General features: G+C 44.2%; 15 protein-coding genes and 5 tRNA genes. 15 read left to right on the top strand and 5 right to left on the bottom strand.

The window, feature by feature from the left end; genetic code table 11:
• Nucleotides 1-66: 66 nt before the first annotated feature.
• Nucleotides 67-139: transfer RNA gene (locus tag FT12353_RS04235), tRNA-Asn, on the top strand.
• A 67-nt stretch (nt 140-206) separates the two neighbouring features.
• On the opposite strand, the gene FT12353_RS04230 is transcribed toward FT12353_RS04235, so the two are convergent.
• Both FT12353_RS04230 and FT12353_RS04225 read right to left on the bottom strand, forming a co-directional pair.
• Nucleotides 207-1,472, bottom strand: a complete 1,266-nt coding sequence (locus FT12353_RS04230) for an MFS transporter (protein WP_203618639.1) — start codon at nt 1,470-1,472, stop codon at nt 207-209.
• Nucleotides 1,473-1,809: 337 nt separating this feature from the next.
• Nucleotides 1,810-2,379 carry an NADPH-dependent F420 reductase gene (locus FT12353_RS04225; protein ID WP_203618637.1) on the bottom strand — a complete coding sequence of 190 codons (570 nt, stop codon included), beginning with the start codon at nt 2,377-2,379 and terminating at the stop codon, nt 1,810-1,812.
• A 192-nt stretch (nt 2,380-2,571) separates the two neighbouring features.
• Here FT12353_RS04225 and FT12353_RS04220 point away from each other — a divergent pair.
• From FT12353_RS04220 to FT12353_RS04210, 3 genes are all read left to right on the top strand, one after another.
• Nucleotides 2,572-2,644, top strand: a tRNA-Asn gene (locus FT12353_RS04220).
• Nucleotides 2,645-2,648: 4 nt separating this feature from the next.
• Nucleotides 2,649-2,721: transfer RNA gene (locus FT12353_RS04215), tRNA-Thr, on the top strand.
• A gap of 176 nt (nt 2,722-2,897) precedes the next feature.
• Nucleotides 2,898-3,350 carry a GNAT family N-acetyltransferase gene (locus FT12353_RS04210; RefSeq protein ID WP_203618635.1) on the top strand — a complete coding sequence of 151 codons (453 nt, stop codon included), beginning with the start codon at nt 2,898-2,900 and terminating at the stop codon, nt 3,348-3,350.
• 209 nt (nt 3,351-3,559) lie between these two features.
• Here the strand turns inward: FT12353_RS04210 and FT12353_RS04205 are convergent.
• Nucleotides 3,560-3,645, bottom strand: a tRNA-Leu gene (locus FT12353_RS04205).
• A gap of 127 nt (nt 3,646-3,772) precedes the next feature.
• Here FT12353_RS04205 and FT12353_RS04200 point away from each other — a divergent pair.
• The 6 genes from FT12353_RS04200 (at nt 3,773) to FT12353_RS04175 (ending at nt 7,756) form a co-directional block, all read left to right on the top strand.
• The gene (locus FT12353_RS04200; RefSeq protein ID WP_203618629.1) at nt 3,773-4,114 is read left to right on the top strand and encodes a bZIP transcription factor; all 342 of its coding nucleotides are present in this window, start codon (nt 3,773-3,775) and stop codon (nt 4,112-4,114) included.
• Nucleotides 4,111-4,881 (top strand): triose-phosphate isomerase, encoded by a 771-nt coding sequence (tpiA, locus tag FT12353_RS04195; protein WP_203618620.1) that lies wholly within the window; start codon nt 4,111-4,113, stop codon nt 4,879-4,881. The genes FT12353_RS04200 and tpiA overlap by 4 nt, the downstream gene beginning before the upstream one ends.
• 140 nt (nt 4,882-5,021) lie before the next feature.
• A complete protein-coding gene (gene eno / locus FT12353_RS04190; protein WP_047974695.1) occupies nt 5,022-6,347 on the top strand; it encodes a phosphopyruvate hydratase in 1,326 nt (441 codons plus the stop codon).
• A 106-nt stretch (nt 6,348-6,453) separates the two neighbouring features.
• Entirely contained in the window at nt 6,454-7,017 is a 564-nt protein-coding gene (locus FT12353_RS04185) for a DNA-3-methyladenine glycosylase I (RefSeq protein WP_203618618.1), read from the top strand.
• 95 nt (nt 7,018-7,112) lie between these two features.
• Entirely contained in the window at nt 7,113-7,295 is a 183-nt protein-coding gene (locus FT12353_RS04180; RefSeq protein WP_059393723.1) for a type II toxin-antitoxin system HicA family toxin, read from the top strand.
• A gap of 68 nt (nt 7,296-7,363) precedes the next feature.
• Nucleotides 7,364-7,756 carry a type II toxin-antitoxin system HicB family antitoxin gene (locus tag FT12353_RS04175; protein ID WP_203618616.1) on the top strand — a complete coding sequence of 131 codons (393 nt, stop codon included), beginning with the start codon at nt 7,364-7,366 and terminating at the stop codon, nt 7,754-7,756.
• 207 nt (nt 7,757-7,963) lie between these two features.
• On the opposite strand, the gene FT12353_RS04170 is transcribed toward FT12353_RS04175, so the two are convergent.
• Both FT12353_RS04170 and FT12353_RS04165 read right to left on the bottom strand, forming a co-directional pair.
• Nucleotides 7,964-8,035, bottom strand: a tRNA-Arg gene (locus tag FT12353_RS04170).
• A gap of 18 nt (nt 8,036-8,053) precedes the next feature.
• Nucleotides 8,054-8,689: a YigZ family protein gene (locus tag FT12353_RS04165; RefSeq protein ID WP_203618614.1), complete on the bottom strand. Its 636-nt coding sequence runs from the start codon at nt 8,687-8,689 to the stop codon at nt 8,054-8,056.
• A 214-nt stretch (nt 8,690-8,903) separates the two neighbouring features.
• Between FT12353_RS04165 and FT12353_RS08520 the strand changes: the two genes are divergently transcribed.
• The 5 genes from FT12353_RS08520 (at nt 8,904) to FT12353_RS04145 (ending at nt 12,181) form a co-directional block, all read left to right on the top strand.
• The gene (locus FT12353_RS08520; RefSeq protein ID WP_239061180.1) at nt 8,904-9,626 is read left to right on the top strand and encodes a DEAD/DEAH box helicase family protein; all 723 of its coding nucleotides are present in this window, start codon (nt 8,904-8,906) and stop codon (nt 9,624-9,626) included.
• Complete coding sequence (locus FT12353_RS08515; RefSeq protein WP_239061179.1) at nt 9,587-10,048, top strand: helicase-related protein; 462 nt, start codon at nt 9,587-9,589, stop codon at nt 10,046-10,048. Before FT12353_RS08520 ends, FT12353_RS08515 begins: the two co-directional genes overlap by 40 nt.
• 577 nt (nt 10,049-10,625) lie before the next feature.
• On the top strand, nt 10,626-10,751 hold the full coding sequence (locus FT12353_RS08510; protein WP_239061178.1) for a ComF family protein: 126 nt from the start codon (nt 10,626-10,628) through the stop codon (nt 10,749-10,751).
• A gap of 114 nt (nt 10,752-10,865) precedes the next feature.
• Nucleotides 10,866-11,090, top strand: a complete 225-nt coding sequence (locus FT12353_RS04150; protein WP_047974700.1) for a DUF1146 family protein — start codon at nt 10,866-10,868, stop codon at nt 11,088-11,090.
• A 107-nt stretch (nt 11,091-11,197) separates the two neighbouring features.
• Entirely contained in the window at nt 11,198-12,181 is a 984-nt protein-coding gene (locus tag FT12353_RS04145) for a rod shape-determining protein (RefSeq protein ID WP_203618606.1), read from the top strand.
• Nucleotides 12,182-12,187 lie beyond the last annotated feature (6 nt).

Here is a 12,187-nt window from a genome sequence, read left to right as displayed (position 1 = left end):
ACAAATAAATAGTTGACACGCTTGGTCCAATTTTGTATACTAATATAGTTGAGCCAAGCGCTTTATTCCGACTTAGCTCAGTTGGTAGAGCACCTGACTGTTAATCAGGTTGTCGCCGGTTCGAGCCCGGCAGTCGGAGTATTAAAAAAGACCAGACAGAAATGTCTGGTCTTTTTTTGGATTGAAATGGGTTCTGATTTTACCGGTTAAAATTCAACATTTGTCTTCTTCAATGCCGGAATAAGCAGCATAATGACGAGGGCAAAAAGGTAAATCAGTGAGAAGAAAATCATCACGGCGGCCAAAGAGTATTTGTCCATCAAGAGGCCAATGATGGGCGGGAAGAAGCCACCTAAGACTTTACCAACGGAAGACACAACAGAGTTGGCTGTTACCCGATATTCGGCTGGATAGAGGCGGGAAACGATGACGCCGTAGCCGCCATACATTCCGTTTGAGAAGAAGCCAACGACCATCATGATTAAGATTAGTGACCAGGCGTTTTTAGCCAAGAGAAGCGTGTAGAGAGAAACGGCAGCCATAATGAAGAAGAAAGTATAAGAGAAACGAGGGCCAAACTTGTCTAAAATATGGCCAAAGAAGTACATACCGAGAGACATACCGACGATTGTGGCGACCATCCAAAGATTTGAAGAAGAAATCGATAGTCCTAATTGCTTTTGCATGATTTTAGGGAGCCAGTTCATCAAGCCGTAGTAGCCACCAGTGTGGACCATCATCATTAAGGTTAAGGCAACTGTTTGCCAAGTCATTGCTGGTGTTTGGAAAAGTGCTAATAGTGGTACCTTGGTTTTAATGGTTTCCTTTTCCTGATTTTGCCGTTGTTCCTGGAGGGCATGGAATTCATCACTGTCCTTTAATTGGATACGGGCGATAAAGGCTAAAATAACGGGAAAAAGGCCGACCAAGAAGAGAGCATTCCAGCCGAAGAGTGGAATAACGGTGGCGGAGGCGATGGCAGCCAAAATGGCGCCAACCTGACCACCGATATGGGCGAGGGAGGTCAGTTTACCGATTTTCTTACCGGCAAAGTTTTCGGCAATCAGGGTCACGCCGGCGCCATATTCTGATCCGGTACCAACACCCGCGATAAAGCGGAACAGGTAGACCAACCAAATGTTATGGGCAAAGTAAATGGCTCCGGTTGAAAAGGCCACGACAAAAAGTGTCCAGGTAAAAACTTTTGCACGACCGATTCGGTCAGCCAGCATGCCAAATAAAATACCCCCAATCAACGTTCCCCAAGAGGAGACCGATGCAATCATCCCACCAGCAAAATTGCTAATATGGAAGGATGAAATGATGGAGGTAAGTGCAAAAGATATAAAAAGGGCATCCATATGTTCTAGGCCAAAACCGGCAACGGTTGACCATAGTGTCAGTTTTTGGTTCTTCGTGAAGGGTTCTTGGCGCAAGTTGGTTTGATCTTGCGCGATGGTTGCTTCCGCCATGCAAAAAACATCCTTTCAAAACAAACAAGACATTCAGATTCCTCTGTGCCGTGGCCACGATTGACCAATCGACACAGATAATATAATCCTTGAAATTTCTAAAGACAAGCCTTGTTTTTTAGAAGAGTGAGGTGTATGTCAGGTAATAAGACATCTAATTTTTCATTGTTTGTAAAGCCTTTTTGGCTATGGGATTCATTTGAACGAAACGTCTTATTATTCTAGAATGTTGACTTGGTATTTGACTAGAAAACCTGATTTTAAGGGGCTTTTTGCTTGTATTATTAAAAAAGAGCTGGATTAGTATCCAGCTCTGTAAAAATATTTTTGAATTAGGTTATTTCACAACGGCAAAGCCACCGGTCCAAGCAATTTGCTTGGTCACGGCTAAGGTCATTTGCAAGAAACCAATTGATTCCAATTCACGGGCACGACGCAAAGATCCGGCATCGACAACATCGAGGTCGCTGCCCTCAAAGGCTTTTTGCAGCAATTCCTTGCTGTCCTTGTTATCACCGGCAGTCAAAACTTCAACTGGGTTATCGCCAACTTTGCCAGATGCTAGGTTGGCCGCAAAAACGGTATTGAAGGCCTTCAAAACATGACTGTCTGGTAAATCAGCTTGCAATTGGGCAGTGGCTGAAGAGTCAGCAGGGACATCCAGGCTGTCAAAAGTTTTGAAATTAACAGGGTTGGTTGTTTCAACAATCGTTTTTCCGGCAAACTTTTGTTGGTATTCTTTAGCGATGCTTGCCAAAGCGGCGTAAGGGACGGCCAAGATGACCAAATCAGCCACCGTGTCCGCCTTATGTTTGGTTGTTACATAGTCGACTTGATTGCCGGCTTTTTCCAATTGAGCGCCAACGGCTGAGCCAATATTTCCTTTACCAAAAACAGTCACATTCATGTGCAGTCTCCTTTTCTATTCGATTATGCCTACATTGTAAGGCGGGTCTTTGTGAGTGTCAAAGCAAGGCCGTAAATACCAGATGACATCCTGTCTGATTTTTCGAAAAAATAGTAAAATAATGTGTGAAAATGATTGACAGGCCCCGCTGTAAATGGCATAATGTAATAGTTGTTTTAAACGACAAATCATTCCGACTTAGCTCAGTTGGTAGAGCACCTGACTGTTAATCAGGTTGTCGCCGGTTCGAGCCCGGCAGTCGGAGTTATGCCGATGTAGCTCAGTTGGTAGAGCACGGGTATCGTAAACCTGGGGTCGAAGGTTCAAATCCTTTCGTCGGCATCATTAATAAAAGTTTGAAAGCTAATGGCAGAAAAATCTGTTGTTAGTTTTTTTTCTTTTTATCTTGCTTATGGGTACTAATTTCTGTATCCTAGAATCATTATGTAAAGATTGTTGACCTAATTGAAAAAGAGCAGAGAGATTTCTCTTTTTGTTATAGCGGAGGAATTAGATTTATGTGGCACATTAAGACCTTTGATGAACTCAGTAATCGTGAAATTTGGGCGATGTACCGTGCTCGGATTGCCGTTTTTGTCGTTGACCAGCATAGTGAGTACCAAGACGTTGATGAGCAGGATTTAACAGCCTTGCACGTCTTTTATGAGGAAGACGGTGAATTGTTGGCCTATGCCCGTGTTTTCGCAAAAGACCAGGACACGGTCACTTTTGGCCGGGTACTGACTGTGCAAAAAGTTCGCGGTAAGGGATTTGGTAAAGCGCTAGTTCAACAATTGATGGACGTGATGGCTACTCGCTTTGACCAAGAAAAAATTGAAATTGAGGCCCAGGAACATGCGATTGGTCTGTATGAGCGATTTGGCTTTAAAGCCTATGGCGAAACCTTCTTGGATGCTGGTGTTCCTCATAAGATGATGGCCGTAAAAAATCAGAAGCGGTCGGAAGGCTGATAATGCCGTTTTAAAGCATTAAAAATTTGATAGCAAAAAGGCCATTCTGACTTTCTAGTCGGGATGGCCTTTATTGTTTGGTTAGTTTTAAAAAGAAAGAAGGCGTTTATTCTTAAAAGGAAAAAGCACTCAAACAGTTAAGTTTGAGTGCTTTTTAAGTTAGTTGCTTGCAAATTCGTCATAAACGTTGGTGAATCAACGTTTCATTATGCGGCTGGCGGGAGTCGAACCCGCACGTCCTAAAGCGGACACAGGATCCTTAATCCTGCGCGTCTGCCAATTCCGCCACAGCCGCATGCATTAATGCAACTATCAAATTCTACCTAGAATTGCTGCTCTTGTCAAGCGCTTTTCTTCTTTCTTCTTTTTATTCGGTTTTAATAGTAATTTTTGTTAAAATAGACATTGATTGGAGAATACCTATGAAGTTATTTAATTGGTCGAACAAAAAAGACCAGCAAGACAAAGAAATCCAAACGCAGGTTGATTTTCTGCAGGCTGAAAACGATCAGCTCTTGGACCAAGTTGAGTCCTTAAAGCTCGACATTAGTGAAGCCCGGAGCGAAAATGAGCATTTGAAGGAAGCTTTGAATCGGTCAACTTTCCGGCAAGGGCTAATTAAGATGACCATTGGCATGGGCATCTTAATTGTTTCCTATGCGCTTTTGGTGCTGGTGGGGGAACGAAATACCAACTTGCCCTGGCTATTACTGATTGAAGCCGTCTTCTTGTTTTTGATGCTTAATCGAGGAGAAAGTAAATGAGTGCGCAGAATCGGCGGCCATTTGTCGTAGCCAACTGGAAAATCAACATGATGCCGGACCAGGTTGGCCCCTACTTGGATACCGTTTTGCCTGCTTTGGTGGGTGAGACCGACGTTGAAGTTGGCATCGCCGCGCAAGACCTGTACTTAAGCCAGATGTTGCAGGCTGCAAAGGGCACTCCGTTAGTAATTGTTGGCGAAAATTCTCACTGGGAAGATGATGGGGCATTTACCGGTGAAACGTCGCCAAAAGCCTTGGCAGCACTTGGCGTTGAATACGTCTTAATTGGACATTTTGAGCGACGAAAGTTTTTTAATGAAACGGATGAAACGGTTAATTTAAAAACGTTAGCGGCGCTACGCAATGGCTTAAAGCCGATTGTCGACTTAGATGAAGACTTGTCGGCCTACGGACACCTGGTGCCCGAAAAAGTTGTTTTAAATCAGTTACAAGCAGCCCTTGATGGTGTTACGGAAGCTGAAATGGCTCAAGTAACGATTGCTTATGAGCCGACTTGGGCAATTGGTTCCGGGTCGGCGGCTTCGGCCGACCAGGCGCAAGAAGCGGCTGCTTTAATTCGACAAAGCTTAGCTAATTTATATAATCGAGACTTGGCTAATAGCATTCGCATTCTGTATGGTGGCTCAGTGACGCCGAAAAATGCACCCGCCTTCTTATGCCAGCAAGACATTGACGGTATCCTAGTTGGTAAGGCTGCGCTAGATCCCAGACAGTTTTTGACCCTGGTTGATCAGGCTAAAAAGTAAAATTAGTTCTCGGACAAATCGGCCAAACCGTTGGCTAAGCTAGAAAGAACCCATTTTTCCTGTTCATTTTACCTGATAAGGGTGTTATAATTTAGTTGGTTTTATAAATATTAACCACAGACAAAAGGAGAGCATAAAATATGTCTTTGATTTCAGATATCATCGCACGTGAAGTTCTTGATTCACGTGGAAACCCAACAGTCGAAGCTGAAGTTATCACTGAAGTTGGTGGATTTGGCCGCGGAATCGTGCCATCTGGTGCATCAACTGGTGAACACGAAGCTGTCGAATTGCGTGACGGTGACAAGAACCGTTTCGGTGGCAAGGGTACTACTAAGGCCGTTGCTAACGTTAACGATGTAATCGCTAAGGCTTTGGTTGGTAAGTTTGACGTAACTGACCAACGCGCCATCGACCAAGCCATGATTGACTTGGATGGTACTCCTAACAAGGGTAAGTTGGGTGCCAACGCTATCTTGGCCGTTTCAATCGCTGCAGCCCGTGCTGCTGCTGATGAATTGGGTGTTCCTTTGTTCTCATACATTGGTGGCATGAACTCTTATGTCTTGCCTACACCAATGATGAACGTTATCAACGGTGGTGCTCACTCAGATAACAAGGTTGACTTCCAAGAATTCATGATCATGCCTGTTGGTGCTCCTTCAATCAAGGAAGCCATCCGTTATGGTTCAGAAACTTTCCACGAATTGAAGAAGTTGTTGGCCGCTGACGGCAAGGCTACTTCAGTTGGTGATGAAGGTGGATTTGCTCCTGACTTCGCTAACAACGAAGAACCATTGCAATACTTGATCAAGGCTATCGAAGCTGCAGGTTACAAGCCTGGTAAGGACATCGCTATTGCTGTCGATGTTGCCTCATCAGAATTGTGGGATGCTGACAAGTCAAAGTATGTTTTGCGCTGGTCAACAAAGGAAGAATTCTCAACTCCTGATTTCATCAAGTACTTGGAAGACTTGGCTGACCGTTACCCAATCATTTCCATCGAAGATCCTATCGATGAAAACAACTGGGATGACTGGGCTGAAATCACGAAGGAACTTGGCAAGAAGGTTCAATTGGTTGGTGACGACTTCTTCGTTACAAACACTGAATACTTGGCTAAGGGAATCCGTATGGGTGCTGCCAACTCAATCTTGATCAAGGTTAACCAAATCGGTACTTTGTCAGAAACAATGGATGCCATCGAAATGGCTAAGGAAGCTGGTTACACAGCGATTGTTTCACACCGTTCAGGTGAAACTGAAGACACTACGATTGCTGACTTGGTTGTTGCTACTAACGCCGGCCAAATCAAGACAGGTTCAATGTCACGTACTGACCGTATCGCAAAGTACAACCAATTGATCCGTATCGAAGAATTGCTTGCTAATACTGCTAAGTACAAGGGTGTTCACGCATTCTACAACTTGTCAGCTGACGCACGCGAAGCTATCCAAGCTAAGTAATAAATTTTAACGAAAAACGCCTTTCGGGGCGTTTTTTTGTGTTTTCTTTCGTATAATATGGAAAAGATGATTAAGATGAAAGTTGTTTTATCAAAGGAGGGGCTGCATGGTAACACGCTGTCGTTGGGCTGCAAATTATGAAGAGGGAACGCCAATGGTCGCCTACCATGACCATGAATTTGGACACCCTGTTCGAGATGATGAACGACTGCTATTTGAGTTGTTAACACTAGAACTTTTTCAGTCAGGTTTGAGCTGGCGAACGGTTTTGAATAAACGAGCCAATTTTAAGGCTGCCTTTGCCGACTTTGATATTAATCAGGTGGCTCATTTTGACCAACAGGACGTTGAGCAATTGCTCTCTGACGCAGGGATTATTCGTAATCGGATGAAAATTGAAGCAACAATTAATAATGCTCAACAAATCCAAACGCTTCATCATCAGGGCGAGACGTTTTCTGATCTGATTTGGCAGCAAATAAATGGTCAAACATTGGATATTGGTGTTGATCAGGATGAAAAGATAGCTAGCCAGAATACGCTTTCTGAAGCCTTTAGTAAGCAACTAAAAAAGATTGGTTTTAAGTTTGTGGGTCCGGTGACTGTTGAATCGTTCTTGCAGGCTGTTGGTGTCGAAAATGCACATGACTTGGAATGTGACTTTCGTTAAGTTCAAGCCCAGTTGGGCATACATAAAGCGCTTGATTAATGTGTATATTGTGTGTATGATACAGTTGTAGTCAAGTCTGAGGAGGAACTCAGTCGTTGACTATTAAACCAAAAATGATGATTAAGAAGTTAGAAAAGCATGGCTTCAAGGTTATCGGCCATAAAGGCTCACATGTCATGCTTAGTGACGGTCAACATTATACGGAAGTGCCAAAACATTCTAAAGAACTTCCGAAGGGGCTAGAAAGAGCAATTTTAAAACAAGCGGGGCTTCAATAGGCTGATTGATTAAGGCTTTTAGTTATATTGAACAAGCACAGAACAGAATTCAGAAGAGGATAAATCACATGGATAAGGAAATTGAATTTGTTATGAGCTATCCGGTTGTTATTCATCAAGAAGATGATATGTTTTGGGCAAGCGTTCCAGATGTTCCGAGTGCTTTTACAACCGGGGCGACGGTTGAGGAAATTCTTGTCAAAATTAAAGAGGCGATTGAGTTGGCATTATCAACGACGCTCGTTGTTCCTGAACCAACAAAGTTTAGCGGAATTGATGCAGAAGATGGATTTGTTCAAATGGTAACGGTGTCGTTGATTGATTATTTAAGAGCATCATCAAAAACGATTCGAAAGAACGTGACTGTGCCTAGTTATTTAAGTGAGTTAGCCAAAAAAAATGGCGATAACGTTTCTGAAATTTTGACAAAAGCACTTGAGAAAAGATATGGCATTGGTTGATTTAAAAATGGATTTAATATTAAGTGTTCTAAGGAGACAGCAATGTCTCTTTTTTTTGTATCCAATTGGCTGATTGTTTTATTCTAGCTGCCAAATGAACAATAAAAAGCACCTCCATTCAATTAAGAATTTGAGGTGCTTTTTGAGTTTAACTGCTACATTTTCGCTACATAAACCCTTTAAACGTTGATATATCACAAGTATACATGCGCGATCCGGGAGTCGAACCCGGATTGCAAGAACCGGAATCTTACGTGCTATCCATTACACTAACCGCGCGAACTAGATAATTATAACCTACTTTGCGGGAATTTCCAAGTATGTTTCACCGATTTTTTTAAAAGAAACTTGGCCGGCAAAGCGGTTGGTTAGTTCTTCCTCAAAGGCCTTTACTTGATCAGGGGCGACTGCCACTTGATGGTGGACAGCTGTGTCAAAATCAGTTGAAAAAACTGGGTATTCTTCTTGCTTCAACCAATAAGTCAGCTGATCATTATTTTGATAATCAATATCAATTTGAATTTTTTCTCGCCACAGGCGTTCGACCAAACCGGCCTCGTCTAACCCCTGGGCAACAGTTCCAGCATAGGCACGGATTAAACCACCCGCGCCAAGCTTAATGCCCCCAAAGTAGCGGGTAACAATGGCTAGAATATTGTGGACCTGGCGTTTCTGCAAGACTTCGAGCATGGGAACACCGGCCGTCCCAGAAGGCTCACCATTGTCTGAATAACGCTTAATTTCATCGTTGTCGCCAATGACATAGGCAAAGACGTTGTGATTGGCTTTGTGGTGTTCCTTGGAAATCTGCTCGATGTAGGTCTGCGCCTGTTCCTCAGATTCGATGCGAAAGAAGGAAACGATAAAGTCTGATTTTTTAATTGTTTGTTGCCAAGAATAATCGTTCTCAGCGAGTAAGTAAAAAGGCTCCATAGCCCGTATTATAACATGACCAAATCAGAAAGAAGGTAGAAAAATGAATGCCGAGAAGCTCTATGGCCGTCTGGTAACCTGGCCAAAAGCGGTTGAGCCGCCGATACTTTGTCACACTCTACCAGCCTTTAAGCAGGGAATCTGTCAACGTTGTGGGCAAAAGGAGCGGGCAAAGCTGGCCAATAATGGCTTTTATTGCTTAAAGTGTCTGAACATGGGCAGAATTTCGACCAATGATTGTTTACTGACGATTCCTGAACCGAATCTCTTTCAGGCTGAAAGTCACCTCAGATGGAACGGTCAGCTAACCAAGCAGCAAGAACAGGTGAGCCAAGATTTGATGGCGAGCTATGACAGGCGAGAAAATCGACTAGTATGGGCAGTTACCGGTGCCGGTAAAACGGAAATGCTGTTTCCATTAATTGATTACGCACTGCGGGGAAAGGGGCGGGTTGCCATTTTGACGCCGAGGGTCGATGTGGTCCTCGAGCTAGCACCACGCTTAGAAGCGGCTTTTGATTGTCCAATTCAAGTTCTCTATGGGCAACACGGTAGCCAATACCAGTATAGCCAGTTGGTTTTGGCGACGACCCATCAAGCGCTCCGTTTTTACCGTGCCTTTGATTTATTAATTATTGATGAGGTTGATGCTTTTCCTTTTCGTGGCGATGCTGCTTTGTCTTACGCCGTTTTGCGAGCACAAAAAATTCAATCAAGTGTTGTTTATCTAACGGCGACGCCAACGGCTGATTTGAAACGCTTAGTCAAGCAGAAGAAATTAGCCCAGTCCTATCTGCCGCAACGTTTCCATCAAGGCCTCCTACCACAAATTCAGGTGCAGCGTGTTGGTAACTGGCGCAAGCACCCACCAAAGAAGTTATTAACCGCTGTTCAATTATGGTTCAATTATGGGTCAATCAGCAGAATCCCTTTTTGATTTTCGTGCCACGGGTGAAGGATTTAGTGCGTGTTTTTGATTATCTGCAAAGGTTTCAGACGATTAAGGGGACAACAGTCCATGCCACTGATCCTGACCGTGCCGAAAAAGTCCGTGATTTGCGGTCTGGTGCCTACCGGTATTTAGTTACGACAACGATTCTAGAACGTGGGGTCACATTACCTGCCTTGGAAGTGGTGGTTCTGGGTGCTGATGATTCCGTTTTTTCAACAGCGGCGCTTGTCCAAATTGCAGGACGGGTGGGGCGGTCTAAAAATCGGCCCGATGGCCTTGTTTTAGCACTCATACAGGAGCCGACACTTAAATTACGGGCGGCTCGTCAGCAAATTGCTGATTTGAACAATCGGGCAAAACAGGTGGCCGGTGTGCCAACTGACAGCCAGGAAGGAGATGAAAATTGAATTGCATACTCTGCCAAGAGGACTTTCAATCGCCAGTCACGATTGGTCAGTTGGCTTTCAATAAGAGTCAGGCCAAGCAGTTATTGTGTCCGGAGTGCTTAAATAGTTTTGTTCATTTAAAAGGGACGCTTTGTAGCGGGTGCGGTCGTCAATTGGTGGATTCAATTCCGACTGAGAACGCACTGCTGATTTGCTCAGATTGTCAGCTTTGGCAAAATCAGGGTTACCGCCTGCTTGGCCATCAAGCACTCTATGTTTATGACGAGCCATTGAAAGAGTACATGTCCCGTTACAAGTTTATGGGTGATTACCGGCTTGCCACCGTGTTTCAAAAGGAAATGCGTCAAATGCTTCGGCGCTCGGTAAAAGACAAGCAGATTGACCTCGTTATCCCCATTCCGGTGAGCAAGGAACGATTTTTACAAAGGGGTTTCAACCAGGTTGAGCCATGGCTTTTGCGTTCTGCCAAAGACGTGTTAGAAATCTTTAATCACAGTAAGGTTGACCAATCTAGCTTGGATCGAGCAGACCGCCTCAACACGCCACAACCATTTGTCATTGCTGCCAAGCAAGATTGGTGGCAGGTAAAAGAGTTTTGGTTGTTGATGACGTTTATACCACCGGACGAACACTTTACCATGCGGCGGACTGCCTTTATCAGGCGGGTGCTCGTTTTGTGTCGTCAGCGTCATTAGCCCGTTGATTTGTTTTTGACGTTGAAGGTCGGGGTAGGAGAACGTGCTTGTAAGGACTCCTATTCTGGATTGCTGCTTTAGCTCCTCTGTTATAAAATAAAACGAATAGAAGGAGAAATTTCATGCCACCACTTTTGACTTTGACCACAACGATTGCCGCCATCTATTTTGTCTTTTACCTGATTCGTCCGATTGATTTTGGCAAGTTACTACCAAAGAATCCTTTGCAGGCAGCCGTGCTCAAAGTAGTTGTTGCGACGAGCCTCGGATTTTTGTTGGCGACAGCCTTGGTATCACTTTTAAATTCGGCCTTGCAACTGCCTGGCACTCTCCTAAAAGATTTCTAAGAGATACCGGCCGAAACTGGTCAAGTATGATATAATTTAAAGGATTGTAGGGGACTGTCTTTTCTTTATAGACCCTACCGAACATGAATTTTGGAGAAATAATAACCATGGCAAGAGATATTGGAATTGATTTGGGAACCGCCAACGTTTTGATCTACGTTGAAGGCGAAGGTGTGGTCCTTAATGAACCTTCCGTTGTCGCCGTTGACGACAAGACTGACCGTGTTTTGGCCGTTGGGGCTGAAGCCTATCGGATGGTTGGTCGAACACCTGGAAATATCCGGGCCGTTCGTCCTTTGAAGGATGGAGTCATCTCTGACTTCGATATTACAGAAGCGATGTTAACTTACTTTGTTAATAAGTTGAACGTTAAAGGCTTTATGTCAAAGCCAAACATCATGATCTGTGCCCCAACAAACATTAGTGAAATTGAACGTAAGGCAATCATCCAAGCTGCTGAAAAGGCCGGTGGTGCCAAGGTTTACTTGGATTACGAACCAAAGGTTGCCGCTATTGGTGCTGGTTTAGATATCTTTAAGCCGGTTGGCTCAATGGTCATCGATATGGGTGGTGGAACTTCTGATATCGCCATCTTGTCATTGGGTGACATCGTTGTTTCTGAATCAATCCGGGTTGCCGGTGATCGCATGAACATCGATATTGTGAACTATTTGAAGCGTGAACATGGTTTGGTTGTTGGTGAACGTTCAGCAGAAACCATCAAGATTGAAATCGGTTCTGCCTTGAAGTCTGACGAGCCAAAGACAATGACTGTCCGTGGTCGTGACAACTTTGAAGGCATGCCACAGACCATCACTGTGAACTCAAACGAAATTGAAGAAGCTTTGCATGGCACGTTGGTTCAAATTGCTGACGCTGCACACTTGGCTTTGTCAAAGTTGCCGCCTGAATTGGCAGCTGACATCATCGATCGTGGTGTGATGTTGACTGGTGGAGGCGCTTTGCTCGACGGGATGGACAAGTTCATTGCTGACCGTTTGACGGTTCCTGTTTTTGTTTCAGAATCACCATTGGACAACGTAGCCAAGGGAACTGGGGCATTGTTGGAACACATGATGTCGAAGAAATAAGGAGTA

Source organism: Fructobacillus tropaeoli (genome assembly GCF_016860625.1).
Classification (GTDB): domain Bacteria; phylum Bacillota; class Bacilli; order Lactobacillales; family Lactobacillaceae; genus Fructobacillus; species Fructobacillus tropaeoli.
Note: the sequence above shows the minus strand (reverse complement) of the source record. Positions and strands in the feature narration are given on the sequence as shown.

Excerpts from the sequence above, each read along its gene's own strand:
- FT12353_RS04150 (WP_047974700.1), top strand. The coding sequence starts at position 10,866 with ATGCCACCACTTTTGACTTTGACCACAACGATTGCCGCCATCTATTTT.
- FT12353_RS04175 (WP_203618616.1), top strand. The coding sequence starts at position 7,364 with ATGGATAAGGAAATTGAATTTGTTATGAGCTATCCGGTTGTTATTCAT.
- tpiA (WP_203618620.1), top strand. The coding sequence starts at position 4,111 with ATGAGTGCGCAGAATCGGCGGCCATTTGTCGTAGCCAACTGGAAAATC.
- FT12353_RS04185 (WP_203618618.1), top strand. The coding sequence starts at position 6,454 with ATGGTAACACGCTGTCGTTGGGCTGCAAATTATGAAGAGGGAACGCCA.
- FT12353_RS04165 (WP_203618614.1), bottom strand. The coding sequence starts at position 8,689 with ATGGAGCCTTTTTACTTACTCGCTGAGAACGATTATTCTTGGCAACAA.
- FT12353_RS08520 (WP_239061180.1), top strand. The coding sequence starts at position 8,904 with ATGGGCAGAATTTCGACCAATGATTGTTTACTGACGATTCCTGAACCG.
- eno (WP_047974695.1), top strand. The coding sequence starts at position 5,022 with ATGTCTTTGATTTCAGATATCATCGCACGTGAAGTTCTTGATTCACGT.
- FT12353_RS04230 (WP_203618639.1), bottom strand. The coding sequence starts at position 1,472 with ATGGCGGAAGCAACCATCGCGCAAGATCAAACCAACTTGCGCCAAGAA.
- FT12353_RS04145 (WP_203618606.1), top strand. The coding sequence starts at position 11,198 with ATGGCAAGAGATATTGGAATTGATTTGGGAACCGCCAACGTTTTGATC.
- FT12353_RS04225 (WP_203618637.1), bottom strand. The coding sequence starts at position 2,379 with ATGAATGTGACTGTTTTTGGTAAAGGAAATATTGGCTCAGCCGTTGGC.
- FT12353_RS04210 (WP_203618635.1), top strand. The coding sequence starts at position 2,898 with ATGTGGCACATTAAGACCTTTGATGAACTCAGTAATCGTGAAATTTGG.
- FT12353_RS04200 (WP_203618629.1), top strand. The coding sequence starts at position 3,773 with ATGAAGTTATTTAATTGGTCGAACAAAAAAGACCAGCAAGACAAAGAA.
- FT12353_RS08515 (WP_239061179.1), top strand. The coding sequence starts at position 9,587 with ATGGTTCAATTATGGGTCAATCAGCAGAATCCCTTTTTGATTTTCGTG.